The sequence below is a fragment of the Streptomyces sp. NPDC059917 genome, from assembly GCF_042730635.1.
GTDB lineage: Bacteria > Actinomycetota > Actinomycetes > Streptomycetales > Streptomycetaceae > Streptomyces.
In genome coordinates this window covers 1-26,167 of the sequence record NZ_JBHWLC010000079.1, presented here as the reverse complement: position 1 = coordinate 26,167, position 26,167 = coordinate 1, and the positions used below count along the sequence as shown (strand labels likewise).

General features: G+C 74.2%; 24 protein-coding genes, 1 tRNA gene and 1 riboswitch. Of the genes, 16 read left to right on the top strand and 9 right to left on the bottom strand.

The genetic code is table 11. The features are described 5' to 3' along the window. The 3 genes from ACFWAR_RS32335 to ACFWAR_RS32325 are packed head-to-tail and all read right to left on the bottom strand — an operon-like array spanning position 1 to position 2,161. On the bottom strand, positions 1–723 hold the full coding sequence (locus ACFWAR_RS32335; protein WP_385784954.1) for a class I SAM-dependent DNA methyltransferase: 723 nt from the start codon (positions 721–723) through the stop codon (positions 1–3). Continuing rightward, a complete protein-coding gene (locus tag ACFWAR_RS32330) occupies positions 720–1,391 on the bottom strand; it encodes a DUF2064 domain-containing protein (RefSeq protein WP_385784951.1) in 672 nt (223 codons plus the stop codon). The genes ACFWAR_RS32335 and ACFWAR_RS32330 overlap by 4 nt, the downstream gene beginning before the upstream one ends. Continuing rightward, positions 1,388–2,161: a glycosyltransferase family 2 protein gene (locus ACFWAR_RS32325; protein WP_385784949.1), complete on the bottom strand. Its 774-nt coding sequence runs from the start codon at positions 2,159–2,161 to the stop codon at positions 1,388–1,390. The genes ACFWAR_RS32330 and ACFWAR_RS32325 overlap by 4 nt, the downstream gene beginning before the upstream one ends. Before the next feature lie 123 nt (positions 2,162–2,284). Between ACFWAR_RS32325 and ACFWAR_RS32320 the strand changes: the two genes are divergently transcribed. Both ACFWAR_RS32320 and ACFWAR_RS32315 read left to right on the top strand, forming a co-directional pair. Continuing rightward, positions 2,285–3,013, top strand: a complete 729-nt coding sequence (locus tag ACFWAR_RS32320) for a response regulator transcription factor (RefSeq protein ID WP_385784947.1) — start codon at positions 2,285–2,287, stop codon at positions 3,011–3,013. Continuing rightward, positions 3,010–4,140 carry a sensor histidine kinase gene (locus ACFWAR_RS32315; protein ID WP_385784944.1) on the top strand — a complete coding sequence of 377 codons (1,131 nt, stop codon included), beginning with the start codon at positions 3,010–3,012 and terminating at the stop codon, positions 4,138–4,140. Before ACFWAR_RS32320 ends, ACFWAR_RS32315 begins: the two co-directional genes overlap by 4 nt. A gap of 129 nt (positions 4,141–4,269) precedes the next feature. Here the strand turns inward: ACFWAR_RS32315 and ACFWAR_RS32310 are convergent, their stop codons facing one another. Further along, entirely contained in the window at positions 4,270–5,334 is a 1,065-nt protein-coding gene (locus ACFWAR_RS32310; RefSeq protein ID WP_385784941.1) for an NAD-dependent epimerase/dehydratase family protein, read from the bottom strand. Positions 5,335–5,503: 169 nt separating this feature from the next. Between ACFWAR_RS32310 and ACFWAR_RS32305 the strand changes: the two genes are divergently transcribed. From ACFWAR_RS32305 to ACFWAR_RS32295, 3 genes are all read left to right on the top strand, one after another. Then, entirely contained in the window at positions 5,504–5,854 is a 351-nt protein-coding gene (locus ACFWAR_RS32305; RefSeq protein ID WP_385784937.1) for a DUF805 domain-containing protein, read from the top strand. Between the two features lie 226 nt (positions 5,855–6,080). Beyond that, positions 6,081–8,300 (top strand): NADP-dependent isocitrate dehydrogenase, encoded by a 2,220-nt coding sequence (locus tag ACFWAR_RS32300; protein ID WP_385784934.1) that lies wholly within the window; start codon positions 6,081–6,083, stop codon positions 8,298–8,300. Positions 8,301–8,425: 125 nt separating this feature from the next. Beyond that, entirely contained in the window at positions 8,426–8,992 is a 567-nt protein-coding gene (locus tag ACFWAR_RS32295; protein ID WP_385784931.1) for a GNAT family N-acetyltransferase, read from the top strand. Here ACFWAR_RS32295 and ACFWAR_RS32290 read toward each other — a convergent pair. Together ACFWAR_RS32290 and ACFWAR_RS32285 are read right to left on the bottom strand one after the other, a co-directional pair. Next, on the bottom strand, positions 8,955–9,755 hold the full coding sequence (locus ACFWAR_RS32290; protein WP_385784929.1) for a DUF6585 family protein: 801 nt from the start codon (positions 9,753–9,755) through the stop codon (positions 8,955–8,957). The genes ACFWAR_RS32295 and ACFWAR_RS32290 overlap by 38 nt on opposite strands. 88 nt (positions 9,756–9,843) lie before the next feature. Next, positions 9,844–10,320: a hypothetical protein gene (locus ACFWAR_RS32285; protein ID WP_385784927.1), complete on the bottom strand. Its 477-nt coding sequence runs from the start codon at positions 10,318–10,320 to the stop codon at positions 9,844–9,846. Positions 10,321–10,606: 286 nt separating this feature from the next. Here ACFWAR_RS32285 and ACFWAR_RS32280 point away from each other — a divergent pair, with 286 nt between their 5' ends. The 4 genes from ACFWAR_RS32280 to ACFWAR_RS32265 all read left to right on the top strand — a co-directional run bounded on the left by ACFWAR_RS32280 (position 10,607) and on the right by ACFWAR_RS32265 (position 16,240). Continuing rightward, positions 10,607–12,289 carry a glycoside hydrolase family 71 protein gene (locus ACFWAR_RS32280; protein WP_385784924.1) on the top strand — a complete coding sequence of 561 codons (1,683 nt, stop codon included), beginning with the start codon at positions 10,607–10,609 and terminating at the stop codon, positions 12,287–12,289. Between the two features lie 72 nt (positions 12,290–12,361). Further along, a riboswitch (cobalamin riboswitch) is annotated at positions 12,362–12,535 on the top strand. A 28-nt stretch (positions 12,536–12,563) separates the two neighbouring features. Next, the gene (locus ACFWAR_RS32275; RefSeq protein ID WP_385784922.1) at positions 12,564–14,399 is read left to right on the top strand and encodes a ribonucleoside triphosphate reductase; all 1,836 of its coding nucleotides are present in this window, start codon (positions 12,564–12,566) and stop codon (positions 14,397–14,399) included. Beyond that, positions 14,396–14,995 (top strand): anaerobic ribonucleoside-triphosphate reductase activating protein, encoded by a 600-nt coding sequence (locus tag ACFWAR_RS32270; RefSeq protein ID WP_385784920.1) that lies wholly within the window; start codon positions 14,396–14,398, stop codon positions 14,993–14,995. The genes ACFWAR_RS32275 and ACFWAR_RS32270 overlap by 4 nt, the downstream gene beginning before the upstream one ends. 93 nt (positions 14,996–15,088) lie before the next feature. Beyond that, positions 15,089–16,240, top strand: coding sequence for an aminotransferase class V-fold PLP-dependent enzyme (locus ACFWAR_RS32265; RefSeq protein ID WP_385784916.1), 1,152 nt, complete (start codon positions 15,089–15,091; stop codon positions 16,238–16,240). Positions 16,241–16,289: 49 nt separating this feature from the next. On the opposite strand, the gene cobF is transcribed toward ACFWAR_RS32265, so the two are convergent. Beyond that, positions 16,290–17,042, bottom strand: coding sequence for a precorrin-6A synthase (deacetylating) (gene cobF, locus ACFWAR_RS32260; protein WP_385784913.1), 753 nt, complete (start codon positions 17,040–17,042; stop codon positions 16,290–16,292). A 32-nt stretch (positions 17,043–17,074) separates the two neighbouring features. Here cobF and ACFWAR_RS32255 point away from each other — a divergent pair, with 32 nt between their 5' ends. The 4 genes from ACFWAR_RS32255 to ACFWAR_RS32240 are packed head-to-tail and all read left to right on the top strand — an operon-like array spanning position 17,075 to position 20,425. Next, positions 17,075–17,830 carry a (Fe-S)-binding protein gene (locus tag ACFWAR_RS32255; protein ID WP_385784910.1) on the top strand — a complete coding sequence of 252 codons (756 nt, stop codon included), beginning with the start codon at positions 17,075–17,077 and terminating at the stop codon, positions 17,828–17,830. Between the two features lie 35 nt (positions 17,831–17,865). Beyond that, entirely contained in the window at positions 17,866–19,398 is a 1,533-nt protein-coding gene (locus tag ACFWAR_RS32250; protein WP_385784975.1) for a lactate utilization protein B, read from the top strand. Continuing rightward, on the top strand, positions 19,395–20,027 hold the full coding sequence (locus ACFWAR_RS32245) for a lactate utilization protein C (RefSeq protein WP_385784907.1): 633 nt from the start codon (positions 19,395–19,397) through the stop codon (positions 20,025–20,027). The genes ACFWAR_RS32250 and ACFWAR_RS32245 overlap by 4 nt, the downstream gene beginning before the upstream one ends. A 5-nt stretch (positions 20,028–20,032) precedes the next feature. After that, positions 20,033–20,425: a VOC family protein gene (locus tag ACFWAR_RS32240; protein WP_385784904.1), complete on the top strand. Its 393-nt coding sequence runs from the start codon at positions 20,033–20,035 to the stop codon at positions 20,423–20,425. On the opposite strand, the gene ACFWAR_RS32235 is transcribed toward ACFWAR_RS32240, so the two are convergent. Then, on the bottom strand, positions 20,405–20,887 hold the full coding sequence (locus ACFWAR_RS32235) for a DUF309 domain-containing protein (protein ID WP_385784901.1): 483 nt from the start codon (positions 20,885–20,887) through the stop codon (positions 20,405–20,407). The genes ACFWAR_RS32240 and ACFWAR_RS32235 overlap by 21 nt on opposite strands. 106 nt (positions 20,888–20,993) lie before the next feature. Between ACFWAR_RS32235 and ACFWAR_RS32230 the strand changes: the two genes are divergently transcribed. Continuing rightward, positions 20,994–21,067: transfer RNA gene (locus ACFWAR_RS32230), tRNA-Pro, on the top strand. Positions 21,068–21,400: 333 nt separating this feature from the next. Continuing rightward, a complete protein-coding gene (locus ACFWAR_RS32225; protein ID WP_385784898.1) occupies positions 21,401–24,409 on the top strand; it encodes a BTAD domain-containing putative transcriptional regulator in 3,009 nt (1,002 codons plus the stop codon). A 100-nt stretch (positions 24,410–24,509) separates the two neighbouring features. On the opposite strand, the gene ACFWAR_RS32220 is transcribed toward ACFWAR_RS32225, so the two are convergent. Beyond that, positions 24,510–24,689 (bottom strand): hypothetical protein, encoded by a 180-nt coding sequence (locus tag ACFWAR_RS32220; protein ID WP_385784895.1) that lies wholly within the window; start codon positions 24,687–24,689, stop codon positions 24,510–24,512. Between the two features lie 357 nt (positions 24,690–25,046). Between ACFWAR_RS32220 and ACFWAR_RS32215 the strand changes: the two genes are divergently transcribed. Further along, positions 25,047–26,167 (top strand): BTAD domain-containing putative transcriptional regulator (locus ACFWAR_RS32215; protein ID WP_385784892.1); only part of this gene is annotated, 1,121 nt, incomplete at its 3' end.

Sequence of the window (26,167 nt, the reverse complement as noted above, 5' to 3'; positions counted from 1 at the left end):
CTAAGTAACTTGCGGTCGGTAGAACCCCTGGAGCCCCGGCCGGAGCCGCACGAAGGTCCGGCCGTCGGCCGTCCACCGCTCCGCCGCGACCCAGCCCGTCGCCCGGGCGTGCGCGTCCAGCGCAGCGGCGCCGACCCGGGCCCACGGGAACGGCGCGCCGACCGCGCCCCGGCCGTCGTCGACCCGCACCACGTACCGCTCGTCGAGCCCGTCCGACACCGGCCCGTCGCCCGCCGCGCACTCGACGATCAGCGCGCCACCGGGGGCGGTCACCCGCGCGAGGCGCCCCAGCAGCGCGGCCGGATCGCCGCCGATGCCGATGTTCCCGTCGATGAGCAGGGCCGTGTCCCAACGGCCCTCCCCGGGCAGCGGTTCGAAGACCGAGCGGTGCAGCGCCGCCCCGCCCGAGCGGTTCGTCCGGGCCACCGCCTCCGGGCTCACGTCGATGCCCAGCGCCCGGTGGCCCCGTGCGGCGAGCGCCGCGACGAGCCGGCCCGGCCCGCAGCCGATGTCCAGGGCCGAACCGCGACAGCGGTCCAGCACCGTGCGGTCCGCCGGATCGGGGCCCTCGCACCAGCGCTCCACGTCCAGCGGCAGCAGCCAACCGTCCCCGCGCCGCAGGAAGAGCGGCCCGCGACCGCTGCGCAGGGCGCGGGTATAGGGGTCCGCCGTCCAGGCGGCCGCCGGGACCGCGCCCGTGGCCGCGGTGTCGACGGGGCTCACCGGCGGACCGCCGGAGCCGGGGCGGGCGCGACCAGTCCCGCGTGCACGGCGGCGAACCGGCTCCGCGGCGCCGCGGCCGCCACCAGCCGGGCGTCCTCGGCGTCGTCCACGTCGCGCAGGACGGGCAGCCGTCCCACCCGCAGCCCGGCCGCGCGCAGCCGCTCGTACTGCGCGGCGCCCGTCCCGGGAACGGACATCGGGACGCCGCGCAGCAGCCCCGGATCCGGTACGGCCAGCCCGAGGGCCCAGAAGCCGCCGTCGACCGCGGGTCCGAACCACGCGTCGTACGTCGCCCAGGCCCGCGGACCGGTCGCGACGGCCAGTAGCTCCGGTGTGACCTGGGGCGTGTCCATGCCGATCAGCAGCGCGGGACCGGCGCATCCCGCGAAGGCGGCCGCGAGCCGCTCGTCCAGCGTCCCGGCGCACTGCGCGACCACCTCGAAACCGGACGGCAGCCAGGGCCCCGGCCGACCGTCCAGCACCAGCACCCGCCGCGCGGCCGGGGTCCCGGCCACGACGTCCAGGGTGTCGGCGAGCGCGGCCTCGGCGAGGGAGGCGGCCCCGGCGGGGCTGAACGGCGGGGTGAGCCGGGTCTTCACCCGCCCCGGCAGCGGCTCCTTGGCGATCACGAGCAGGGTGGTGCCGGTGGTCCCCGTCGGCCCGGTCATCGCGCACCCCCGGCCGCGGCGCCCGCGTCGGCGACCGGAGCGCCGACGGTGGCGGTGGCAGTAGCGGTGGCGAGCGGCGGCTGCGCCAGGACGCGGCTCATGTCGCGCACCGCCTGCCAGGTGCCCCGCCAGGTCCCGGTCACCTTCGATTTCCCCGCGCGCGTCAGGTACGGCACGTCCACCTCCCGGATCCGCCAGCCCGCGTCGGCCGCCCGGACCACCATCTGCAACGGGTAGCCGCTGCGCCGGTCGCTCAGCTCCAGAGCGAGCAGGTCCGCCCGCCGCCCGGCCCGCATGGGCCCCAGGTCGCGCAGGCCCAGCCCGGTCCGGCGGCGCAGCAGCCGGGCCAGCGCCAGGTTCCCGGCCCGCGCGTGCAGCGGCCAGGCGCCGCGGCTCGGGCGGCGCCGCCCGAGCACCAGGTCCGCCCCGTCGGCCGCGACCGTGGCGACGAACCCCGCCAGCAGCCCCGGATCGAGGGAGGCGTCGCAGTCGCAGAAGCAGACGACGTCCGCCCGCGCGGCCAGCAGCCCGGCGTGGCAGGCGGCGCCGAAACCGCGCCGGGACTCGGTCACCACCGTGGCGCCGAGCGCGCGGGCGATCTCGGCGCTGCCGTCGGTGGAACCGTTGTCCACGACCAGGGCGCGCCACCCGGTCGGGATGCGGGCGAGGACCCAGGGCAGGGCCTCGGCCTCGTTCAGGCAGGGCAGGACGACGTCGACGGACGGGGGATCCGGGCGCACCGGATCCTGGATTGCTGAGTCTGCTGTCACACGTTTCACCGTAGGAACGACCGGGCCGGGAAAGGGCCATCGACTCCTTACGAAACGCGGACGTCACCCCGTCCGGGCGCCGCGCCGGTCCCGCCGCCGGACCACTGGTGGGAGGCTGGGCGCATGAGCATGGAACCCCCGCCCGCGCGGATCCTCGTCGTGGACGACGATCCGACCGTCGCCGAGGTCGTCAGCGGCTACCTGCACCGCGCCGGCTACGCCGTCGAGCAGGCCGCGGACGGCCCCGCCGCCCTGGCCCGCGCCGAGCGCAACCGGCCCGACCTGGTCGTCCTGGACCTGATGCTGCCCGGGATCGACGGGCTGGAGGTCTGCCGCCGGCTGCGCGCCGCGGGCCCCGTACCGGTGATCATGCTGACCGCGCGCGGCGACGAGGACGAACGGATCGCCGGGCTGGAGGTCGGCGCGGACGACTACGTGACCAAGCCCTTCAGCCCCCGCGAACTCGTCCTGCGGGTCACCTCGGTCCTGCGGCGCAGCCGCGCGGCCGAGCGGGAGGCGGCCGCGGCGGCCGCCCCGCCCGTGCTCGTCGGCGCCGGGCTCGCGCTCGATCCGGCGACCCACCGGGCCACGAAGCACGGCGCCGAGCTGGCGCTGACCCTGCGCGAGTTCGACCTGCTGGCGCACTTCCTGCGCCACCCCGGGCGGGCGATCGGCCGCGAGGACCTGATGCGGGAGGTGTGGGGCTGGGACTTCGGGGACCTGTCCACGGTCACCGTGCACGTACGGCGGCTGCGCGCGAAGATCGAGGACGATCCGGGCAGCCCCCGGCTCATCCAGACGGTCTGGGGCGTCGGGTACCGCTTCGACTCCGGACCGCAGGACTCGCTGTGAAGGACGTCGCGCTCATCGCGCTCTTCGCCCTCGGCGGGGCGGCCTGTGCCGGGGTCCTCGGCGCCGCCGTCCTGCGGCTGGTCCGCCACCGCTCGGTGACGGTGTCCCTGACCGTGGTGGGCGCCGTCACCGTCACCGCGATGCTCGCCGGTACGCTCGCCGTCGCGCAGGCGATGTTCCTGTCCCGGCACGACCTGGGCGTGGTCACCCTGGTCGCCGCCATGGCCGCGGTGGTCTCGCTGGCCACGGCGCTCATGCTGGGCCGCTGGGTGGTCGCCCGCAGTCGGGAACTCTCCCTCGCCGCGCGGGACTTCGGCGACGGGGGCAGCTTCGCGGCGCCGCTCGGCCAGGCGACCGCGGAGTTGGCCGCGCTCTCGCGCGAACTGGCGGCGACGAGCGCCAAACTGGCCGCCTCGCGGGAGCGGGAGCGGGCGCTGGAGACCTCCCGGCGGGAGCTGGTCGCCTGGATCTCGCACGACCTGCGGACCCCGCTGGCCGGGCTGCGGGCCATGTCGGAGGCGCTGGAGGACGGCATGGCCGCCGACCCGGGGCGCTACCACCGGCAGATCCGCACCGAGGTGGAGCGGCTGAACTCCATGGTCGGCGACCTCTTCGAACTGTCCCGGATCCATGCCGGGGCGCTCGGCCTGACCCTCAGCCGGATGTCGGCCTACGACCTGGTGGGGGACGCGCTGTCGGGGGTGGACCCGCTGGCGCGGGAGCACGGGGTGCGGCTGGTGGGGGAGGCCGTGGAGCGGGTGCCGGTCGAGGTGGACGGCAAGGAGATGACCCGGGTGCTGGCGAACCTGCTGATCAACGCGATCCGGCACACCCCGGCCGACGGGACGGTCGCGGTGGCCGCGGAGCGGCGGGGCGACGGGGTGGTGCTCTCGGTCACCGACGGGTGCGGGGGGATTCCGGCGGAGGACCTGTCGCGGGTCTTCGACACGGGGTGGCGGGGGACGGCGGCGCGGACGCCGCCGGCGGGGGCGGGGCCGGTGCCGCCGGCGGGGGCCGGGTTGGGGCTGGCGATCGTGCGGGGGATCGTGGAGGCGCATGCGGGGCGGACCGAGGTCCGCAACGTGCCGGGGGGGTGTCGGTTCGAGGTGACCCTGCCGGTGCGGTAGCGCTGGCGCCGGCCTTGGTGGGGGAGGCGGGGGCCCCCGGGGCCCTTCGGGGGCTCCGCCCCCGGACCCCCGCGCCTCAAACGCCGGCGGGGCTTGAATGGGGCCCGGCGGGGCTTGATGGGGCTGGTTTCAGTGGGGGACGGTTGCCGAGGGGCGTTGGGGGGCGTGGGCGAATTCGGTCATGCCTGTGGTGAAGGGGATCTGGGGGCGCCAGGCCAGGTCGTGGCGCAGGCGGGCGGAGTCCGCGGTGATGTGGCGGACGTCGCCGAGGCGGAATTCGCCCGTGACGACCGGGGGCGGGCCGCCGTGTGCGAGGGCGAGGGCGGTGGCCATCTCGCCCACCGTGTGCGGGTCCCCGCTGCCGGTGTTGTAGGCGACCGCGGTGCCCGCGGGACGGGCGCCGACCGCTTCCAGGGCCGCCACGTTCGCCTCCGCGACGTCCCGCACGTGGACGAAGTCCCGCCGCTGGGCCCCGTCCTCGTAGACCCGCGGCGCCTCGCCGCGGGCCAGCGACGAGCGGAAGAAGGAGGCCACCCCCGCGTACGGGGTGTCACGGGGCATGCCCGGCCCGTACACGTTGTGGTAGCGCAGCGCCACCGAACGGCCGTCCGTGCAGCGGGCCCAGGACGCCGCCAGGTGCTCCTGCGCGAGCTTGGTCGTCGCGTACACGTTGCGCGGGTCCGCCGGGGCGTCCTCGTCGACCAGGCCCGGCGCCAACTGCGCACCGCAGGACGGGCAGAGCGGTTCGAAGCGGCCCGCCCGCAGGTCCGCCGCCGCGCGCGGGGCGGGGCGGACCGTGCCGTGCGCGGGGCAGTCGTAGCGCCCCTCGCCGTAGACCACCATCGAACCGGCCAGCACCAGATCGCGCACGCCCGCCGCGGCCATCTCCGCCAGCAGGACCGCGGTCCCCAGGTCGTTGCAGCCGACGTACGCGGGCGCGTCCGCGAAGTCCTTGCCGAGCCCCACCATCGCCGCCTGGTGACAGACCGCGTCCACCCCGCGCAGGGCCTCCCGCACGGCCGGGGCGTCCCGTACGTCGGCCCGTAGGAACTCCGCGTCGGGCAGCTCCGGCGGACCGGGGTGCGCCGCGGGCAACAGGGCGTCCAGCACGACCGGATCGTGTCCACGGCGCCGCAGCGCCCCGACGATGTGCGAGCCGATGAATCCGGCTCCGCCTGTGACGAGTACTCGCATGGCCCGGACGCTACGCAGTCGCGGGTGCGATCGGGGCCGCGCGCGCCCGACGTAAGAATTCCGTCACCCGCGAGCCGGGATGGCTTGAACACGACATAAGGGGGGCATAAGTTCCTTCCGGCCCGCTCCATCAGGGCGGGCCGCCGTGATCCGTCCTCTGGGGGGATGCATGCACTGGTACACGGATGTGCTGAGGCGCTACATCGACTTCGACGGCCGCTCGCGCCGCCAGGAGTACTGGATGTTCGTCCTGTGCAACTTCGCCGCGGTGCTCGTCGTGGCGATCGTCGACAACGTGATCGGTACCTTCCCGCTGCTCTACGTCCTGTACGCGCTGGCCGTCCTGCTCCCCGGCCTGGGCCTCGCCGTCCGTCGCCTGCACGACACCGGCAAGTCCGGCTGGTGGATGTTCATCAGCCTGATCCCCGTCGTCGGCGGCATCTGGCTGATCGTGCTCATGGCCACCGAGGGCCACGCCCAGCCCAACCAGTACGGGCCGAACCCGAAGCTCGCGGGCTGAGGCCCGCCCCGCCGCGCCCGTAGCGCCCGCACACCCGGAGCGCCGCGTCCGACGTACCCGTCGGGCGCGGCGCTCCCGCCGTTCCCGGCGGGCCCGCGGGGGCCGGGGTGACGCGCGTCTCGTGGAAGCCGGGGCAGGGGGCTGTCGGAGCCGGGCCGATCACGAGATATCTTGATGTCGAGCAATGTTGCAGACGAGAGACGCAGACTGTGGAGCGGAGCATCCGGTGACTGACTCGACCATCATCTACACGCACACTGACGAGGCCCCGGCCCTGGCCACCCATTCGTTCCTGCCCGTGATCCAGGCGTACGCCTCGACCGCCGGCGTGCGCGTGGAGACGCGGGACATCTCGCTGGCCGGCCGGATCATCGCGAGCTTCCCCGAGCGTCTCGACGCCGACCAGCGCATCGAGGACGCCCTCGCCGAGCTGGGCGAGCTGGCCAAGACGCCCGGCGCGAACATCATCAAGCTGCCCAACATCTCGGCTTCGATCCCGCAGCTCAAGGCCGCGGTCGCCGAGCTGCAGGGCCAGGGCTACGCGCTGCCGGACTACCCGGACGACCCGAAGACCGACGAGGAGCGCGAGACCCGCGCCCGCTACGACAAGGTCAAGGGCAGCGCCGTCAACCCGGTCCTGCGCGAGGGCAACTCCGACCGCCGCGCCCCCGCCTCGGTCAAGAAGTACGCCAAGGCCCACCCGCACCGCATGGGCGCCTGGACCCCCGAGTCCAAGACCAACGTCGCCACCATGGGCGCCAACGACTTCCGCTCCACCGAGAAGTCCGCCGTGATCGCCGAGCCCGGCACGCTGCGCATCGAGTTCGTCGCCCAGGACGGCGCGACCACCGTGCTGCGCGAGTCCGTACCGGTGCTCGCCGGCGAGGTCGTCGACGCCTCCGTGCTGCACGTCGACGCGCTGCGCACCTTCCTCAACGACCAGATCGAGCGCGCCAAGGCCGAGGGCGTGCTGTTCTCCGTGCACCTCAAGGCCACGATGATGAAGGTCTCCGACCCGATCGTCTTCGGCCACGTGGTCCGCGCCTTCTTCCCGAAGACCTTCGCGCGCTACGGCGAGACCCTCGCCGCCGCCGGCCTGTCCCCGAACGACGGCCTCGGCACCATCCTGAACGGCCTGGGCGCGCTGCCCGAGGGCGACGCGATCAAGGCCTCCTTCGAGGCCGAGATCGCCGAGGGCCCGGCCCTCGCGATGGTCGACTCGGACAAGGGCATCACCAACCTGCACGTCCCGAGCGACGTCATCGTCGACGCCTCCATGCCGGCGATGATCCGCACCTCCGGCCACATGTGGGGCCCGGACGGCGCCGAGGCCGACACCCTCGCGGTCCTCCCGGACAGCAGCTACGCCGGTGTCTACCAGGTCGTCATCGACGACTGCCGCGCGCACGGCGCGTACGACCCGTCCACGATGGGCTCGGTGCCGAACGTCGGCCTCATGGCCCAGAAGGCCGAGGAGTACGGCAGCCACGACAAGACCTTCGAGATCGCCGCCGCGGGCACCGTCCGCCTCGTCGACGCCGCGGGCGAGACGGTCCTGGAGCAGGAGGTCGCCGCCGGTGACATCTTCCGCGCCTGCCAGACCAAGGACCTGCCGATCCAGGACTGGGTCAAGCTCGCCGTGACCCGCGCCCGCGCCACCGGCTCCCCGGCCGTCTTCTGGCTGGACGAGACCCGCGCGCACGACGCCCAGCTGATCACGAAGGTCAAGACCTACCTCGCCGACCACGACACCGATGGGCTGACCATCGAGATCCTGTCGCCGGAGAAGGCCACCGCCTACTCGCTGGAGCGCATCCGCCGCGGCGAGGACACCATCTCGGTGACCGGCAACGTGCTGCGCGACTACCTGACGGACCTCTTCCCCATCCTGGAGCTGGGCACCAGCGCCAAGATGCTGTCGGTCGTCCCGCTGATGAACGGCGGCGGCCTCTTCGAGACCGGCGCCGGCGGTTCCGCCCCCAAGCACGTGCAGCAGCTCGTCAAGGAGAACTACCTCCGCTGGGACAGCCTCGGCGAGTTCCTCGCGCTGGCCGTCTCCTTCGAGCACCTCGCGCAGACCACGGACAACGCCCGCGCCCAGGTGCTGGCCGACACCCTGGACCGCGCCACCGGCACGTTCCTGGACGAGGACAAGTCGCCGAGCCGTCGCCTCGGCGGCATCGACAACCGCGGCAGCCACTTCTACCTCGCCCTGTACTGGGCGCAGGAGCTGGCCCGCCAGACCGAGGACACCGAGCTGGCGGCCTCCTTCGAGGCCCTCGCGAAGACCCTCGGCGAGCAGGAGGCGACCATCGTCGCCGAGCTGATCGCGGTCCAGGGCTCCCCGGCCGACATCGGCGGCTACTTCCAGCCCGACGTCGCCAAGGCCTCGGCCGTCATGCGTCCGTCCGCGACGCTGAACCAGGCGCTCACGCTCCTGGGCTGATCGGCCCCGGTCGATCCACCCGCGCGCAACGCTCCGCCCCGGCCCGGAACCCTCCGGCCGGGGCGGTCGTGCGTGCGCGGGTAATCCGGTTGTGGGCCGGGACCGGCGGCGGCTAGGAATACCGGGTGATCAATGGACACCTGGCCGGGCTGCGCGCCCGGCACCCCGATGACGTGGCCGTCCTCCATGCCGAGCTGTACGACGACGTGACCACCCACTCCCGGGCCAACGCCCAGCCCTGGCGCCCCCTGCCCGCCACGGGCGGACACTCGCCCTTCGAACCCGCCGGGGCCTCGGAGAAGTCCGCCTGCTTCTCGGTGGTGGAGCTGTCCACCGGGCGGCTCGCGGGCGAGGCCGTGCTCTGGGGCATCGACACGCACAACCGCTTCGCGCACGTCGGGCTGTCGCTGCTGCCCGGCAGCCGCGGGCGGGGGTTGGGGCTGGAGACGGTCCTGCTCCTGTGCCACTACGGATTCACCGTGCGCGGCTTCAACCGCCTCCAGCTGGAGACCCTCGCCGACAACGCCGCGATGATCGGCGCCGCCGAGAGCGCCGGCTTCACCCGCGAGGGAACCCTGCGCAAGTCCGGCTGGGTGGACGGCGCCTTCGTCGACGAGGTGATCCTCGGCCTGCTCGCCGAGGAGTGGCCCGGGCTCAACCTGCCGAGCGCTCCGCCTGCAAGCGCTCGATGAGCGCGTGCAGGACCGCCCGGTTCGGCAGCTCGCTCGCCTTGCTGTGGAGCGACTCCTTCCCGTCCACGTCCCGCACGGCCACCCTCGACCCCGGGTTCTCCACGAAGGCGTCGAAGTCGTCCCAGGTGACCGTGCGGGCGTCCCGGTGGATGCCGGTGGCATCGACCGAGAGCGGCCCGAACTCCACGGCCCGGCCGGAGCGGACCGTCTCCAGGGCGGCGGGCAGCAGGTGCGCCATGATCCGGGCGGACGCCTCGGCCATGAGCGCGTCGCCCTCCGCGATCCCGCTGAGCATCACCTCGAAGTCGCCGTCGCCGTCCCGGGAGAAGTGCATCTTCGTGCCGTGCGACCGGGTGGGCTCCACGCCGTCCGCGGTCACCTTCATCGGCGGCTGGTAGAGACCGACCTCGTAGGAGGAGACCTCGCTCCAGAGCAGGGCCCGCTGCTTGCGGCCCGCCCGCCCGAGCAGCCCGTTCTCGTACAACTCGACCTCGTCGTACGGTTCGATGTTGATGGTCCACATGCTGTGGCGCCAGATCCACAGGAACGCCGCCCCGCCGAGGACCAGGGGCAGGAGCGCGAGGAAGGGCGGTTTGCCCGCCACGAGCATGCCCAGGCTGACCATCGCGAAGAAGAACACCACCGCGCCCACGCTGAGGTTCACGGACCTGCGTCGGCGCGCCCTGGACGGACCGCTGCCGGAACCCGCCGCGAAGGTCCTCTCGTGCCTGCCCAAGGCCGCCGGTACGTCCTGATCACTCATCACGTCCCCCTCCATGTACGCCTGTTGGCGATCGGGCGACCATTGTGGAGGCAGACGCCCGCGCCCGGAGACGGAAACGGAAACCGCGTCAGAGGCGGTGGACCCGCTCCTGTTCCAGCGCGAGCGGATAGCGCCCGGCGGCCAGGATCCGCAGCCCCGGCGCGCGGGCGAGCAGGGCCCGGAGCCAGTTCAGGGCCTCGGGGGTGAGCCGGTCGGAGCCGTCCAGGACGAGCAGCATGTCCCGCTCCGCGAGCCACGAGGCGGCGTTGGCCGACCCGCGCGGCAGGTAGGGGATCCCCGGTACGGTGCCCAGCGCACCGACCAACTCGCGGACCCCGGAGGCGTATTCGAGGGTGACGACGGCCACCCCGTCGCAGAAGTTGGAGGTCAGGCGCCGGGCCATCTCCCGCACCAGCAGGCTCCGCGGAGCGCCGAATCCTCCCGTCACCGTCAGCACCCGCCCCCGCCGGACGGCGGTGAGCAGCCGGGACAACTCGGCGGAGGTCGCCGGCAGCGTCCCCGTGCACCCCGGTTGCCGTTCCTGTCTCCCGTTCGGATCCCCCATCGGCACGATGCCCCCCATTGCATGCGTGGCCCAGCGCGGCGCCAGGGTTGATTCGAGCCGCGTGCGGTCGATTATGCGCCAGTTGTGCCGTAAGGCCAGGGGAATTTCGCATTCCGTACCGGGTGTTGACCGTCCCCCGGCCGTCGAGACGCTCTGCGTAGTCGGCGTGGTCCCCGTGACGTACGTGCCCGGCCCGACCGGAGGGGGAACGGTTGTCCGGATGTCGGGAATCGGCTCTACTGCTGTGCAGCCCCGGACACGGGCACGTTCCGGAAAGGGGACCAGGATGAGTGCGCAGCGACCGGGCCGACCCTTATCGCACCGGCGCCGACCGGGCCCGCGCGGCGGCCGGATGCTGCTGGCCGCGCTCGTCGCGGGCTTCCTCCTCGTCGGGGTGTTCGCGGCGACGGGCCTCGCCTGGGACCCCTTCTCCGCGGGTGACCGCCGCGGCCGCTCGGCCCCCGACATCGGCGCGCCCTGGTCCGTCGGACCCGGGGACCGCGGCGGCTCTCCCGGTGCTCCGGGGAGCGCGGCCCCCGACGCGAGCCCGGACCCCGACGCGTCCAAGGGCGCGGGCGCCGGGGGCGCGGCGGACGGCGGCGGACGGCCCGCCGGGGCCCTGCCCTTCGACCTGCCGGACGCCACCGCGCTGCGCGCCGGCAAGAAGCTGGTCTTCGCCCACTACTTCACCCCCTACCCGCTCTCCCTCGACAACGCGAGCGCGGACGGCGACTACTACACCCGCAACTACCTCGCCCCGGCGGGGGAGAACGGCAAGCACGAGCGCTACGGCGGGCTGCTGCGCGACCGGCCGTTGCCCGTGCCGCCCCAACAGGGCGACTGGGAGCTGGCCAACCTCCGCCAGGAGGTGCGCACGGCCCGCGCCGCCGGGATCGACGGCTTCACCCTCGACCTGCTCTCCCTCTCCGGCCCCAACTGGGACCGCGCCAACCTCCTCATGGAGGCGGCCCGTTCGGTCGACCCCGCCTTCAAGATCATGCTGATGCCGGACATGACCTCCCTCAAGACCGACGACCCGGCCGTGCTCGCGACCGCGCTCGCCGCCCTCGCCGCGGCGCCCGCCGCGCACCGCCTGGGCGACGGTCGGCTGGTCGTCTCCCCCTTCAAGGCCGAGGAGAAGGACGTCGCCTGGTGGAGCCGGGTGATCGACCTGCTGAGGTCGAAGCACGGCATCCGCACCGCGTTCGTCCCGCTCTTCCTCGACTTCGCCGCGCACGGCGCGCGGTTCGCGCCCATCAGCTACGGGTTCTCCGAGTGGGGCAGCCGCAGCTACGTCGGCCAGGACGGCGCGGCCGACGACGTCCGGCGCGCGCACGAGGCGGGCAAGATCTGGATGCAGCCGGTCTCCGTCCAGGACGCCCGCCCCAACCAGGGGATCTACGACGAGGCCGGGAACACCGCCACCCTGCGCTCCACCTGGACGCACGCCATCGACGACGGCGCCGACTGGGTGCAGCTGACCACCTGGAACGACTACTCGGAGGGCAGCCAGTTCGCCCCCTCCCTGCACAACGGCCACACCTACCTGGACATCTCCTCCTACTACCTGACCCGGTTCAAGACGGGCTCCTGGCCGCGGATCGTCCGGGACACGCTCTACCTGACCTCGCGCACCCAGTTCGCCGCGGCCGACCCGACCGGGACCCAGTCCCTGGTGATGTCCCTGCGCAAGGGCAGCGCCGCGCCTCGGGACGCGGTGGAGGTGCTCAGCTTCCTGACCGCCCCGGCCACCGTCCGTACCGCGACCGGCGGGGACGCGGACGCCTACGAGGCCCCCGCCGGAGTCCGGTCGCACCTGCTGGAGCTGCGCTCCGGCACCAGCTCGGCCCGGGCGGTCCGCGACGGGGTCACCTCGACCTCGGTCGAGCTGTCGTACCCGGTGGACCGCACGGTCGCGGTCCAGGACCTCCAGTACTACGGGGCGACCAGCGGCCGCACGTCACCGTAGGGACTTTGGGACCCTCTCCCGGGACGAAGGTCACCCAATATCTTGTGGTCGCGCTGGGCGGTCATATCCATATGTAGTGTTGGCCCTGCCGGTTCGGCGGGGCCACGCTCATGTCCGCCCCGACCGAGGCAACAGGGAACCCGATGCGAATCCGGGACTGCCCCGCAACGGTGAGCGCACGCCCTTCCCCCGACGGGGACGGGGCGCCGCGCGAGTCCGACACCTGCCGGCCAACGAACCACACTTCCGTGCCGAGCCTCGTGGGAGGGCTGCCGTGACCGCTGCCGTAGACGCCGTGGAGACCGTGACCGAATACCTGGAGCGCCGGGACTGGAGGGTCAACGCCAACGCCAACCAGGGCTACTCGCTCGGCGGCCTGATCCTGAACGCGGCGGGCAAGGTGACGGCGAACTACTGGCTGGAGCGCGTCTACCCGGCCGAGATCGCCGCCGCCCACCGCGAGGGCGACTTCCACATCCACGACCTGGACATGCTCTCCGGCTACTGCGCGGGCTGGTCCCTGCGCACCCTGCTGACCGAGGGGTTCAACGGGGTCCCCGGCCAGATCGACTCCGGCCCGCCCCGGCACCTGTCCTCGGCCGTCGGCCAGATCGTCAACTTCCTCGGCACCCTCCAGAACGAATGGGCGGGCGCCCAGGCCTTCTCCTCCTTCGACACCTACCTCGCCCCCTACGTCCGCCTCGACGCGATGACGTACGCCCAGGTCAGGCAGTGTGTCCAGGAGCTGGTGCACAATCTGAACGTGCCCTCGCGCTGGGGCACCCAGACCCCCTTCACCAACCTCACCTTCGACTGGACCTGCCCCGAGGACCTGCGCGATCAGGTCCCCGTGATCGGCGGGGTCGAAGCGGACTTCACCTACGGCGAGCTCCAGCACGAGATGGACCTGATCAACCGGGCCTACATCGAGGTCATGACGGAGGGCGACGCCACCGGCCGGGTCTTCACCTTCCCGATCCCCACCTACAACATCACCCGGGACTTCCCCTGGGAGAGCGAGAACGCCGAGCGGCTCTTCGCGATGACCGCCAAGTACGGGCTCCCCTACTTCCAGAACTTCATCAACTCCGAGCTGTCCCCGCACATGATCCGCTCGATGTGCTGCCGCCTCCAGCTCGACCTCACCGAGCTGCTCAAGCGCGGCAACGGCCTCTTCGGCAGCGCCGAACAGACCGGCTCCCTCGGCGTGGTCACGCTCAACTGCGCCCGCCTCGGCCACCTGCACGCGGGCGACGAGGACGCCCTGATGGCCGCCGTGGACCGGCTGTGCGAGCTGGCCAAGGACAGCCTGGAGCTGAAGCGGATCACCGTCCAGGACCTGATCGACGGCGGACTGTTCCCCTACACCAAGCGCTACTTGGGCACCCTGCGCAACCACTTCTCGACCATCGGGGTCAACGGGATCAACGAGATGATCCGCAACTTCTCCGGGGACGCGGACGACATCACCACCGAGGCCGGGCACGCGCTGGCCGTCCGCCTGCTGGACCGCGTCCGCGCCCGCATGGTGGAGTTCCAGGAGCGCACCGGGAACCTCTACAACCTGGAGGCCACCCCGGCCGAAGGGACGACGTACCGCTTCGCCAAGGAGGACCGGCGGCGGTACCCCGAGATCCTCCAGGCGGGCACGGACGCCAACCCCTACTACACCAACTCCTCGCAGCTGCCCGTCGGGTGGACCGACGACCCCTTCGAGGCGCTGGAGCGGCAGGACGAACTCCAGGCCAAGTACACCGGCGGCACGGTCCTGCACCTCTACATGACGGAGCGGATCCCCACCGCCGAGGCCTGCCGGTCCCTGGTGCGCCGCTCCCTGGAGCGCTTCCGGCTGCCCTACCTCACGGTCACCCCGACCTTCTCGATCTGCGCCGAACACGGCTACCTCGCGGGGGAGCAGCCCAACTGCCCGCACTGCGGAGCCGATTGCGAGGTGTGGACGCGGGTCATGGGCTACCACCGGCCGGTGTCCTCCTTCAACATCGGCAAGAAGGGCGAGCACGCCGAGCGCGTCCACTTCCGGCACGTCGGCGGAGCGCCGGGATCCGACACCGGCGCGGGCACGGGCGCAGGAGCGGGAGCCGGGGCGTGATCCGGATCGGCGGCTGGTCGCGGCTGTCCACCTGCGACTGGCCGGGCAAGCTGACCAGCACCGTCTTCTGCCAGGGCTGCCCCTGGCGGTGCGGCTACTGCCACAACCCCGACCTGCTCTCCCCGCTCGCCCCCGCCGCCATCGGCTGGGACGAGGTGCTGCGCCACCTCGCGCGGCGCACCGGCCTGCTCGACGGCGTGGTCTTCTCCGGAGGCGAACCCCTGCTCCAGCGCGACCTGGCCGAGGCGATCCGCGAGGCCCGCGCGCTGGGCCACCAGGTGGGCCTGCACACCGGCGGGGCCTTCCCGCGCCGCTTCGCCCGGCTGCTGGAGGAGGGCCTGCTGGACTGGGTCGGCTTCGACGTGAAGGCCCCGCCCGGCCGTTACGAGCGGGTCACCGGCATCGGTCACGCGGCGGCCTCGGCCGAGGCGAGCCTGCGCCTCCTGCTCGCCTCCGGCGTCCCGCACCAACTGCGCACCACCGTCGATCCGGCGCACCTGGACGCACGGGCCCTGGCGGATCTCGACGGCTGGTTGGCCGAACTCGGCGCCGGGAGTTCGGTCCGCCAGGTGATGCGGCCGTCCGCCGTGGCGTAATTGGCCCTACCGGATCATGCGGTCGCCCCCGCATGATCCGTCGGGGCAGCACCACCGCTGCCACCCGCCGCGCCGCACACCCCGGAGGCACCCGTGACCGAGCCCATCACCCCGTCGGCCTTCCCCGGCGGGGCCGGACTCTTCCGCCTGGACCCGGACATCGCCCACCTCAACCACGGTTCCTTCGGCGCCGTGCCGATACCCGTGCAGGACGCCCACCAGGCCCTGCGCGAGGAGATGCACGCCGATCCCGACACCTTCTTCGTCGGCGTGGGCGACCGGGTGGCCGCCGCCCGGGCCAGGATCGCCGCCCACCTCGACCCGGCCGCCGACCCGGAGGGCATGTCCTTCATCTCCAACGCCACCGAGGGCGCCAACCTGGCCCTGGACGCCCTGCGGCTCGCCGACGGCGAGGAGATCCTGGTCACCGACCACGGCTACGGCACCGTCGTCGAGGCCGCCGCCCGCCGCGCCCCGCTCAACCGCGTCGCCCTCGACCCGGACCTGCCCGACGAGGACGCCGTGCGCGAAGCCGTACTGGCCGGCCTCACCCCGCGCACCAAGGCCGCCGTCCTGGACCACATCAGCTCGCCCACCGCCCGGCTGATCGCCTCCCCGCGGCTGCTCGCCGACCTCGCCGAGCGCGGGATCACCACCATCGTCGACGGCGCGCACGCCCTCGGCATGCTCCCCGAGCCGCTCGCCGCAGGGGCCGACTTCTGGTTCGGCAACCTGCACAAGTGGGGCTACGCGCCCTCGGGCAGCGCGATCCTCTCGATCGCGGACCCGGCGCACCGGGAGCGGATCCGGCCCCTGGTCCGCTCCTGGGAGGACCACCTGGGCTACCCGCGCTCCGTGGAGGGCCGGGCCACCGTCGACTACACCGGCTGGCTCGCCTCCCCGGAGGGCCTGGACCTGCTGGCCGGGCTCGACGCCACCAAGGTACGGGCGCACAACAGCGCCCTGGTCGACTACGGGAGCGCCCTGCTCGCCGAGCTGCCCGGGGTGGTCCCGCTGCCGCACACCGAGGGGCTCGCGATCCGCGCGCTGCGGCTGCCGCCGGGCACCGCGCGGACCCCGGAGGAAGCCCGGGCCCTGCGCGAGGAGATCGCCGCGCGGCTGCGCATCCGGGTCCTGGTCTGGCCCTGGCAGGGCGGGGGCGGCATCCGCCTCTCCGGCCAGATCTACAACCGGCCCGAGGAGTACGAGCGCCTCGCGGCCGAGCTCCCCGCGCTCCTGGGCTGAGCCGGGCGCGGGCACGGGCCGGGGCCGGGCCCGGGCCCGACCCCGACGGTCAGTTCCGGCGGAGCAGGTACGTGTCCATGATCCAGCCCTTGCGGGCCCGGGCCTCCGTGCGCAGCTCCTCGATCCGCCCGGCCACCTCGGCCAGCTTCCCCGAGACCAGGATCTCGTCCTCGGTGCCGACGTAGGCGCCCCAGTAGATGAAGAGGTCCTGGTCGAGGTGGTGCGTGAAGGCGTGCCGGGCGTCCAGCATCACCACCACGTCGTCCACGTCCGCGGGCCAGCCCTCGGCCAGCCGGCGCCCGGTGGTGATCTGGACGGGACGGCCGACCCGGTTGAGGTTGGTGCGGTGGCGGGCCAGCAGCGCGGAGACGCTGCTGATGCCGGGGACCACCTCGTGCTCGAACTCCACCCGGCCCCGCTCCAGCACCTCGTCGAGGATCGCCAGCGTGGAGTCGTACAGAGAAGGGTCGCCCCACACCAGGAACGCGCCCGTCTCGCCCTCGGCGAGGTCCTGCGCGATGAACCGCTCGAACAGCTCGGCCCGCGCACTGCGCCAGCCGTCCACCGTCGGGGCGTACTCCGCCGGAGTGCGGTCCCGGTCGGGGTCGCGGCCCTCCACGAGGCGGTGGTCCGGGCGGGCGTGGGCGTCGAGCATCGCGCGCCGCAGCCCCGTCAGGTCCGCCTTCTCCTCGCCCTTCTCCAGGATGAGGAACGCGTGCGCGGCGCCGATCGCCTTCACCGCCTGGAGGGTGAGGTGGTCCGGGTCGCCCGCGCCTATGCCGATCACTGAGAACTTCTTCACCGGGCCATTCTGCACCCCGCTAAGGTGCGGTCATGCGGGTCGCCCTGTTCGTCACCTGCGTCAACGACGCGCTGTACCCCTCGACGGGGATCGCCGTCGTGCGGTTGCTGGAGCGCCTCGGGGTGGAAGTGGACTTCCCCCCGGGCCAGAGCTGCTGCGGCCAGCCCTCCTACAACACCGGCTACCGGCGGGAGACCGAGCCCCTGCTGCGGCGCACCGCGGCGGCCTTCGCCGGGTACGACCACGTCGTCACGCCCTCCGGGTCCTGCGCCGCGATGCTCCGCGAGCACTACCCCCGGATCGGGCGCAGGGCCGTGGCCGAGGGGCGCGGCGCCGGGCTCGCGGAGCTGGCGGCGGAGCTGGCCCCCCGGGTGTACGAGCTGACCGAGTTCCTCGTGGACGTCCTCGGGGTGAGCGACGTCGGGGCCTACTTCCCGCACAAGGTCACCTACCACCCGTCCTGCCACGGCCTGCGCTCCCTCGGGCTCGGCGACCGGCCGCGCCGGCTGCTCGCCGCGGTCCGGGGACTGGAGCTGCTCGAACTCCCCGGGGCCGAGGAGTGCTGCGGCTTCGGCGGCACCTTCGCCCTGAAGAACCCCGACGTGTCCGCGGCGATGGGCACCGACAAGATCCGCAGCGCCCGGGCCACGGGCGCCGAGGTGCTGTGCGGGGCCGACAACTCCTGCCTCGCCCACCTCGACGGGACCCTGCGCCGCGTCGGCGCGCCGCTGCGCGCCCTGCACCTCGCCGAGATCCTGGCCGCGACCGAGGAGGAACCCGCGCGATGACCGCTACGGGCCGCACCACCCCCACGGACCTGGGCATGCCCGCCTTCCCGCCCGCCCCGGCCCCCGCCCCCGCCCCCGCCTTCCCGTCCTTCCCCGACGCCGCCCGCGAGGCCGTGCGGGACGACACGCTGCGCGCCAACCTCCGCCGCGCCACCCACACCATCCGCGACCGCCGCGCCCGGGCCGTCGCGGAACTCGCCGACTGGGAGCGGCTGCGCGCGGCCGGGAAGGCCATCAAGGACCACACCCTTCGCCACCTCGACCGCTACCTGCTCCAGCTGGAGGCCGCCGTCACGGCGGCGGGCGGCACGGTCCACTGGGCGGCGGACGCGGCGGAGGCCAACCGGATCGTCACCGACCTGGTCCGCGCCACCGGCGAGCGCGAAGTGGTCAAGGTGAAGTCCATGGCCACCCAGGAGATCGGCCTCAACGACGCCCTGGAGGCGGCCGGGATCGCCGCGTACGAGACCGACCTCGCCGAACTCATCGTGCAGCTCGGCCACGACCGCCCCTCCCACATCCTGGTCCCGGCCATCCACCGCAACCGCGGCGAGATCCGGGACGTCTTCGCCGCGGAGATGGGCCGGTGGGGCCGTCCCGCGCCCGACGGCCTCGACGACGACCCGCGCGCCCTCGCGGAGGCGGCGCGACTGCACCTGCGGGAGAAGTTCCTGCGCGCCAAGGTCGCGGTGTCCGGCGCCAACTTCATGGTCGCCGAGACGGGCACCATGGTCGTCTTCGAGTCCGAGGGCAACGGCCGCATGTGCCTGACCCTGCCCGAGACCCTGATCTCGGTCGTGGGCATCGAGAAGGTCGTGCCGTCCTTCCGCGACCTTGAGGTCTTCCTCCAGACGCTGCCGCGCTCCTCGACGGCCGAGCGGATGAACCCGTACACGACGATGTGGACGGGGCTGGGCCCGTCGCGGGGGGCCGGGGGCGACGGCCCCCGCGCCTTCCACCTCGTCCTGCTCGACAACGGGCGCACCGACACCCTCGCCGACGAGGTCGGCCGCCAGGCCCTGCGCTGCATCCGCTGCTCCGCCTGCCTGAACGTCTGCCCGGTCTACGAGCGCGCGGGCGGCCACGCCTACGGCAGCGTCTACCCGGGCCCGATCGGCGCCATCCTCAGCCCCCAACTCCGCGGCACCGGGAGCGCGATCGACGCCTCGCTGCCCTACGCCTCCACCCTCTGCGGGGCCTGCTACGAGGTGTGCCCGGTGGCCATCGACATCCCCGAGGTCCTGGTCCACCTGCGCGAACGGGTGGCCCAGGGCGGCCCGGTGACCCGCGAGGGCATCCGCGTGCGGATCCGCCCCGCGCGGGGGCACGCGGCCGAGCGGGCCGCGATGCGGGCCGCCCGGCTGCTGCTCGACCACCCGCACGCGCTGCGGGCGGGGGAGCGGCTCCTGGCCCGGGCCCGCCGGCTGCGGCCGCACCGGCTGCCGGGGCCCGGACGGGCCTGGACGGACAGCCGCGAACTGCCGCGGCTCCCGGCGCAGCCCTTCCGGGACTGGTGGGAGCGCGAGCGGGAGCGGGACCGGCGGGCGGACCGGGGAGGCCGGGCATGAGCGGCAGGGACCGCGTCCTGGGACGCATCCGCCGGGCGCTGGCCCAGGGCGCCCCCGACCCGGTCGTCCCCCGCGACTACCTCCGGGTCCACGGCGAGCGCACCCCGGCCGCGACGGCGGACCTCCTGGCCGCCCACCTCACCGAGTACCGGGCGCGCGTGCACCGCAGCGACGAGGACGGCATCGCCGCGCTGCTGGCGAGCCTGCTCGCGGCGCGCGGCGCGCGATCGGTCCTCGTCCCGGACGGGCTGCCCCCGCACTGGCTCGCGGCGGCGGACGCGGTCCGCGTCCCGGACCGCGCGGAGTCCACCCCGTACGAACTGGACGCCGTGGACAGCGTGGTGACCGGCTGCGCCCTGGCCGTGGCGGAGACGGGCACCCTCGTCCTCGACGGCGGTCCGGGCCAGGGGCGGCGCCGGATCACCCTGGTCCCGGACCACCACGTCTGCGTGGTGCGGGTCCCGGACCAGGTGGTGGACTCGATCCCGCAGGCGGTCGCCCTGCTCGACCCCACCCGCCCGCTGACCTGGATCTCCGGCCCCTCGGCCACCAGCGACATCGAATTGGACCGGGTGGAGGGGGTGCACGGCCCCCGCACCCTGGAGGTCGTCCTGCTCACCGCACAATAGGGCCCATGCCCGCCTACATCGCCCTCACCGCCCTCGTGGTCCACGACTACGACGAAGCCCTCGACTTCTACACCCGCGCCCTCGGCTTCGAGCTGGTCGAGGACACCGCCCGCCCCGACGGCTCGCGCTGGGTCGTGGTCCGCCCGCGGGGCGCCACCGAGGGCGCTCTGCTGCTGGCCCGCGCCAAGGACGGGGCCCAGCGCTCGCGCGTCGGCGACCAGACCGGCGGCCGCGTCGGGTTCTTCCTGTACACCGACGACTTCGCGGGCGACCACGCCCGGATGACCGCCGAGGGCGTCCGCTTCCTGGAGGAGCCGCGCCACGAGCCGTACGGCTCCGTCGCCGTCTTCGAGGACCTCTACGGAAACCGCTGGGACCTACTCCAGCCCGCCGTCTAGCCTGGGAGCCTCGCGCGCCGGATCGACGGCCGGACCGGCCGCCACCCGGTGGGCCAGCTCGTCGGCCCACCGGACCAGCCCCGCTACGTCGATGCCGTGCGCGCCCTCCACCCCGGCGAGGGAGGCCGCGCCGCGCCGCAACAGCCGGGCGCCGCCCACCGCGTTGCCGCGCGCCGCGTGGGTCAGTCCGACGGCGAGCTGCGCGAGAGCCCGCCACAGCGGGGCCTGTTCCACCGGGCCCGACTTCCAGGCGTCCTCGAACACCTCGTGCGCGTGGAACGGCATCCCCGCGTCCAGCAGCCGTTGCGCCTCGCGCACCGTCGCCCGCGGGGACCGCACCACGCCCTCGGGCTGCCGCTCTACGCCCGCCGCCCCGTACGGCAGGGGTCGCCCCAGCCCGTCCCGGGGGCGCGCGCTGCGCGCCCGCCCCTCACCGTCCCGATCCCTCGCTCCCGCGTCCACGCCCCCATCCTCCCCCGGCCGGTCGCCGGTGCGTGCACACCCCCCGACGTGGGGTAATGTTTCCCATGCACCGCCGCCCGGGGGAAACCCCAGGTGACAGGGGCACCGGGACGTGGCGCAGCTTGGTAGCGCACTTGACTGGGGGTCAAGGGGTCGCAGGTTCAAATCCTGTCGTCCCGACTAGAGGTTCGCCTCGTAGTCGCAGATCAGGGGCCGTTTCAGAGCAATCTGAAACGGCCCCTTGGTCGTTGTCGGGGACCAGTTGGGGACCAGTGGGGACCAAGTCGGTCAGAACGGGTCAGCCGGCAGTCGGGCCGTTCCGGAGGAACCCGCAACGGCCGTTTCCCGTCTCCTGGGGTGGATGCCGTGTACTGGCCACCCATTCGCCCGGACGGCTCTGAGACGATGGATTCGTCTCACTTTATGGTGTGACGACCAGGTTGAATCGGTGGAGTTGCCGGGGGGCGCTCCACCGCGATCTCACGTGACCAGTGGGGAAGGAAATCGGGACTCATGGGGGAAGCCGGCATCCGGTTCACCGTGCTCGGAGCCGTGCGCGTGGTTCGGGACGGGTGCGCCCTGACCACCGGATCGCCGCAGCAACAGGCCCTGCTGACAGCGCTGCTGCTGCGCGCGGGCCGGGCCACGCCCGCGCACGAGCTGCTCGCCTCGATCTGGGGCGAGGAAGCGCCCGATTCGGCGCTGTCGAGCCTGCGCACCCACGCCTGGCGGCTGCGCCAGATCGTGGAGGAGGACCGCTCCGCGCCCAAGGTCCTCGTATCGCTGCGCGACGGCTACCAGCTGCTGGTGCCGCCCGGCTCGGTGGACGCGCTGTACGCCGAGGAGCTGGCGGCCGGGGCCGCGCGCGCCCGGGCGGCCGGACAGGAAGAGGAATGCGGCAGGCTCCTCGCCGAGGCCCTCGCCCTGTGGAGCGGCGAACCCCTGGCGGGCGTGCCGGGGCCGTTCGCCGAGCAACAGCGCTCGCGCCTCACGGCGCTGCGGCTCGCACTGGTCGAGGAGCGCTTCGCCCACGACCTCCGGCAGGGGCGGCACGGGCTCGTCATCCCCGACCTCATCGGCTTCACGCACGAGCACCCGCTCCAGGAACGGCCGTACGGGTTCCTGATGCGCGCGCTGTACGCGATGGGGCGCCAGGCCGACGCGCTCGCCGCCTTCGGCCGGGCCCGCCGGGTCCTGGCCGACGAACTGGGCATCGACCCCGGTCCCGAACTGAGCGCGCTGCACGAGCGGATCCTCGCGAACGACCCGCTCCTGATGGGCCAGTCGGCCGAGGTCCGGGACCAGCCGGTCGACCCCGGCGGATCCGAACCGGAACCGACGGCCGAGACGGCCAAGGAGGCGCCCGCGCCCACCCGGCCCGCCCAGCTGCCCGCCGACATCTCCGACTTCACCGGCCGGGAGGAGCAGGTCCAGGGCCTGTACCGGGCGCTGACCGACCCGGCGCGCCCCTCCCTCGCGGTGGTGTCCGTCACCGGCATGGGCGGGATCGGCAAGAGCACCCTCGCCCTCCAGGTCGCCCACCAGGCCAAACCGGAATTCGGGGGCGGCCAGCTCTACGCCGACCTGCGCGGCAACGGCCTGGAGCCCGCGGACCCGGGAGCCGTCCTGGGCAGCTTCCTGACCGCGCTGGGCATCCCCGGCCACGGGATGCCCGCCTCGACCGAGGACCGGGCGCTGCTCTTCCGCACGACCCTCGACGGACGCCGCATCCTGGTCGTCCTGGACAACGCCCGCGACCCCGCGCAGATCCGGCCGCTGCTCCCCGGCTCCGCCGACTGCGGGGTCATCGTCACCAGCCGGGCCGTGCTCGCCGGGCTCTCCACCGCCCTCCAGAGCGACCTCGACGTCTTCGACACCGGCGAGGCGATCGCCCTGCTGCGGGCGATCGTCGGGGCCGCCCGCATCGACGAGGAGCCGGAGGCCGCCGTCGAGCTGGTCACCCTGTGCGGGCACCTCCCGCTCGCGGTGCGCATCGTGGCGGCGCGGCTCGCGGCCCGGCCCCGCTGGCGGGTGGCGACGATGACCGACCGCCTCGCCGACGAACGGCTGCGCATCGGCGAGCTGCGCGCCGGTGACCTGGCCGTCGCCGCCGTCTTCGAGCTCGGCTACCGCCAGCTGACCCGCGCCCAGGCGCGGGCGTTCCGGCTGCTCGCCCCGGTCACCCGGCAGGGCATCGGGACGGCCGCCGCCGCGGCCACCCTGGGCATGGACCCGTACGACGCCGAGGAGCTGCTGGAGGCGCTGGTCGACGCGGCGATGCTGGAGGCGCCGCGGCCCGGGCACTACCGCTACCACGACCTGGTGCGCTCCTTCGCGCTCCAGCTCGTCGGGCCGGAGCAGCCGGGACCCGACGAGGCGGACGGCGACGACGGGGCGGCGGCGCTGGGGCGGCTCCTGGACTTCCTGTTGGACGGTTCGTGCGCCGCCTTCCAGACGATGGTGCCGGGCGACCCGGTCGGCGCGATCCTCGGCGGCCGCCCCGAGGCGGGGCCGCGCTTCGCCGCCCTCGCCGATGCGCGCGCCTGGGTGACGCAGGAGTTCGACTGCGCCGCCAACGCGGCCGCCCTGGCCGCGCAGGCCCCCGCGGGCGGTGATTCCCGCACCCTGCGCGCCGCGGCCGACCTGCTGGTCGCGATGAGCCCCTTCGGGCAGGACATCCCCTACCTGCAACTGGCCACCGCCGCCCGCAAGGTGGCCGACGCGGCGGCGGCGCGCGGCGACGACCACGCCGAGGCGCGGGCGCGCTTCGTGTGCGGCAACGCCGCCCTGCAGTACACCCGGCTGGCCGAGGCCGAACTGCACACCCGGCTGGCGACCGAGGCCTGTACCCGGGCCGGTGACGAGGTCATCCTGCGGCAGATCCTCAACGACCGCGGGCTGATCGCGCAGTGGCAGCGGCGCTTCACGGACGCGGCGATGTTCTACGACCGGGCGGTGGAGCTGGCCAGGAGGCTGGGACACCGCTCGGGGGAGCTGACCACCGAACTGAACGCGGCCCAGGCCCGGGTGCGCAGCGGCCGCCCCGTCGACGCGGTCGAGGTGTGCGAGGCCGCGCTGGACCGGCTACGCACCGAGCGGGACCCGCACGTGACCTCGTACGCCTGGTACGTGCACGGCATGGCGCTGCACGAGTTGGGGCGGCCCGCCGACGCCGTCGTCAGCTACACCGCCTGCCTGGAGGTGTGCGCGGCGGCCCGGCTGCGGGGACGGGAGACCCAGGCGAGGTTCATGCTCTCGGGCAGCCTGCGGGACCTGGGCCGCCACGAAGAGGCCCTCGCGGAGGCCGGGCGGGCCCTGGCCCTGAGCGAGGAGCTGGGCTCCCAACAGCAGCGCGGACACTGCCTGCTGGCCCTGGCCCGCGCCCTGGCCGAGACCGGGGACACCGCGGGGGCGTCGGCCCGGGCCCAGCAGGCCCGTGACGTCTACGCCCTGCTCGGGCTGCCGGACGTGGACCAGGCCGAGGAGCTGGCCCGGTCGTTGGAGCTGGCGACCGCCCCGTGAGCGCGGGCGGCCCGTGAACGCCGTCGGCCCGTGAACGCCGTCAGCCCGTGAGCGCGGGCGGCTCGACGGGCTGAACGGTGGGCGGTGCGGGGGGCGTTGATCAGCCCTGGCTGTTCCACTCGGTCGGGGTGACCGGGCCGCCGGCGACGACGGTCACGGCGTGGCCCGGGGCGGGGGCGTCCTCGGGGGAGACGGCCACCGAGAACAGCGCGGCGGCGCAGCCGACGACGAGGACGATCGCGGTCTTGCGCAGGGCCAGGGTGGTGATGGAGCGCTTCATGGGATTGCCGTCCGCTTCGTGGTTCGATGCCTGCGTAGATGGGGGAGAGCCAGTCACACCGTGTCGGTTCCGGCTGCTCTGGAACAAGAGTGATCCAGGCCGCTCTACGACGGATATATGCGCGATCACCGCTGCCGCGCCCGTCGTCTGCGCGCCCGAGGATCCTCCGTATATGCGCCGGGTGCACCATTCCAACCGTGCGGTGGTCGGCCACTGGGCCGGTGCCTCGCGCCGGACCCACCGGTCCGTCCGGACCGCGCACCGCACCCCGGCCCCGGCCGACCCCGACCACGCACCGTACTCCCCACAGCTGCTCCCGAACCGCCACACGATGGACCCGGGCCAGCGGAGGTTGCCATGACCGCTCTTCTGTCTCCTTCGACCGCGCACCCCACCTCTGCCGCGCACCCGGCCGACCTCAGCTTCGAACTGCTGGGCGAGGTAAGGGGATGGCGCAACGGCGTCGAACTCCCGCTCGGCGCCCCCCGCCAGCGGGCCCTGCTGGCCGTCCTGTTGCTCCGTGCGGGCTCGCCCGTCGGCCGCGACCACCTGATCGACGGGATCTGGGGCGACGCGGCCGTGCTGGACGGCGCCAACCTCGTACAGGCGTACGTGTCCAAGCTGCGCAAGCTCGTCGAGCCCGACCGGGCGCCGCGCACCGCCGGGGGCGTCCTCACCCGGGTCGGCGCCTCCTACCGGCTCTCCATCGGCCCCCAGCAGTGCGACCTGGGGCGCTTCGAGCAGGCCGTGGCCGAGGCGCGGGCCCTGCGGTCCCTCGGCCAACCGGAGGCGGCCGAGCGCACGCTGGCCACCGCCCTGGCCGGTTGGCCCGGTCCCGCGCTCACCGGCGTGAGCGGACCGCTGCTCGACGTCGAACGCACCCGGCTCGCGGAGCTGCGCCTGGCGGTCGTCGAGGAGCACACCGAGCTGGCGCTCGAACTCGGCGGCCACGCACGTCTCGTGCCCCACCTGCTGGTCCTCACCTCCGAACACCCGTACCGCGAACGCCTCTGGGCCCTGCTCATGGTCGCGCTCTACCGGGGCAGCCGCCAGGCCGACGCGCTGGCCGCCTACCAGCGGGCCCGGCACACCCTGATGGAGAACCTCGGACTGTTGCCCGGACCCGAACTGCGCGGCATCGAGGAGGCGATCCTCGCGCGCCGCCCCGACCCCTTCGCGCGCCTCGCCCCGGCCGCCGAACCGGGCCACGCGGGCCCGCCGGCCGCGCCGTTCGGCGCGGGGCCCGAGACCGGCCGCCCCCACCTGACGCTGGTCGGGCCCGCCCCCGCCGCCCCCGCGCCCGGCGCCGCCCCGCGCGGCCCGTGGGCCGAAGGCGCGGCCCCGCAGGCCCGCGGAGGCCCCCCGGCCGCCCCGCGGGGGCCGCCCCCCCCCCCGCCGCGCGCCCCGGACCCCGGGGGGGAGGGGGCCGGGCCCCCCGGGGGGGCCGGGCGTGAGGGGGGCGGAGGGCCGCAGGGGCG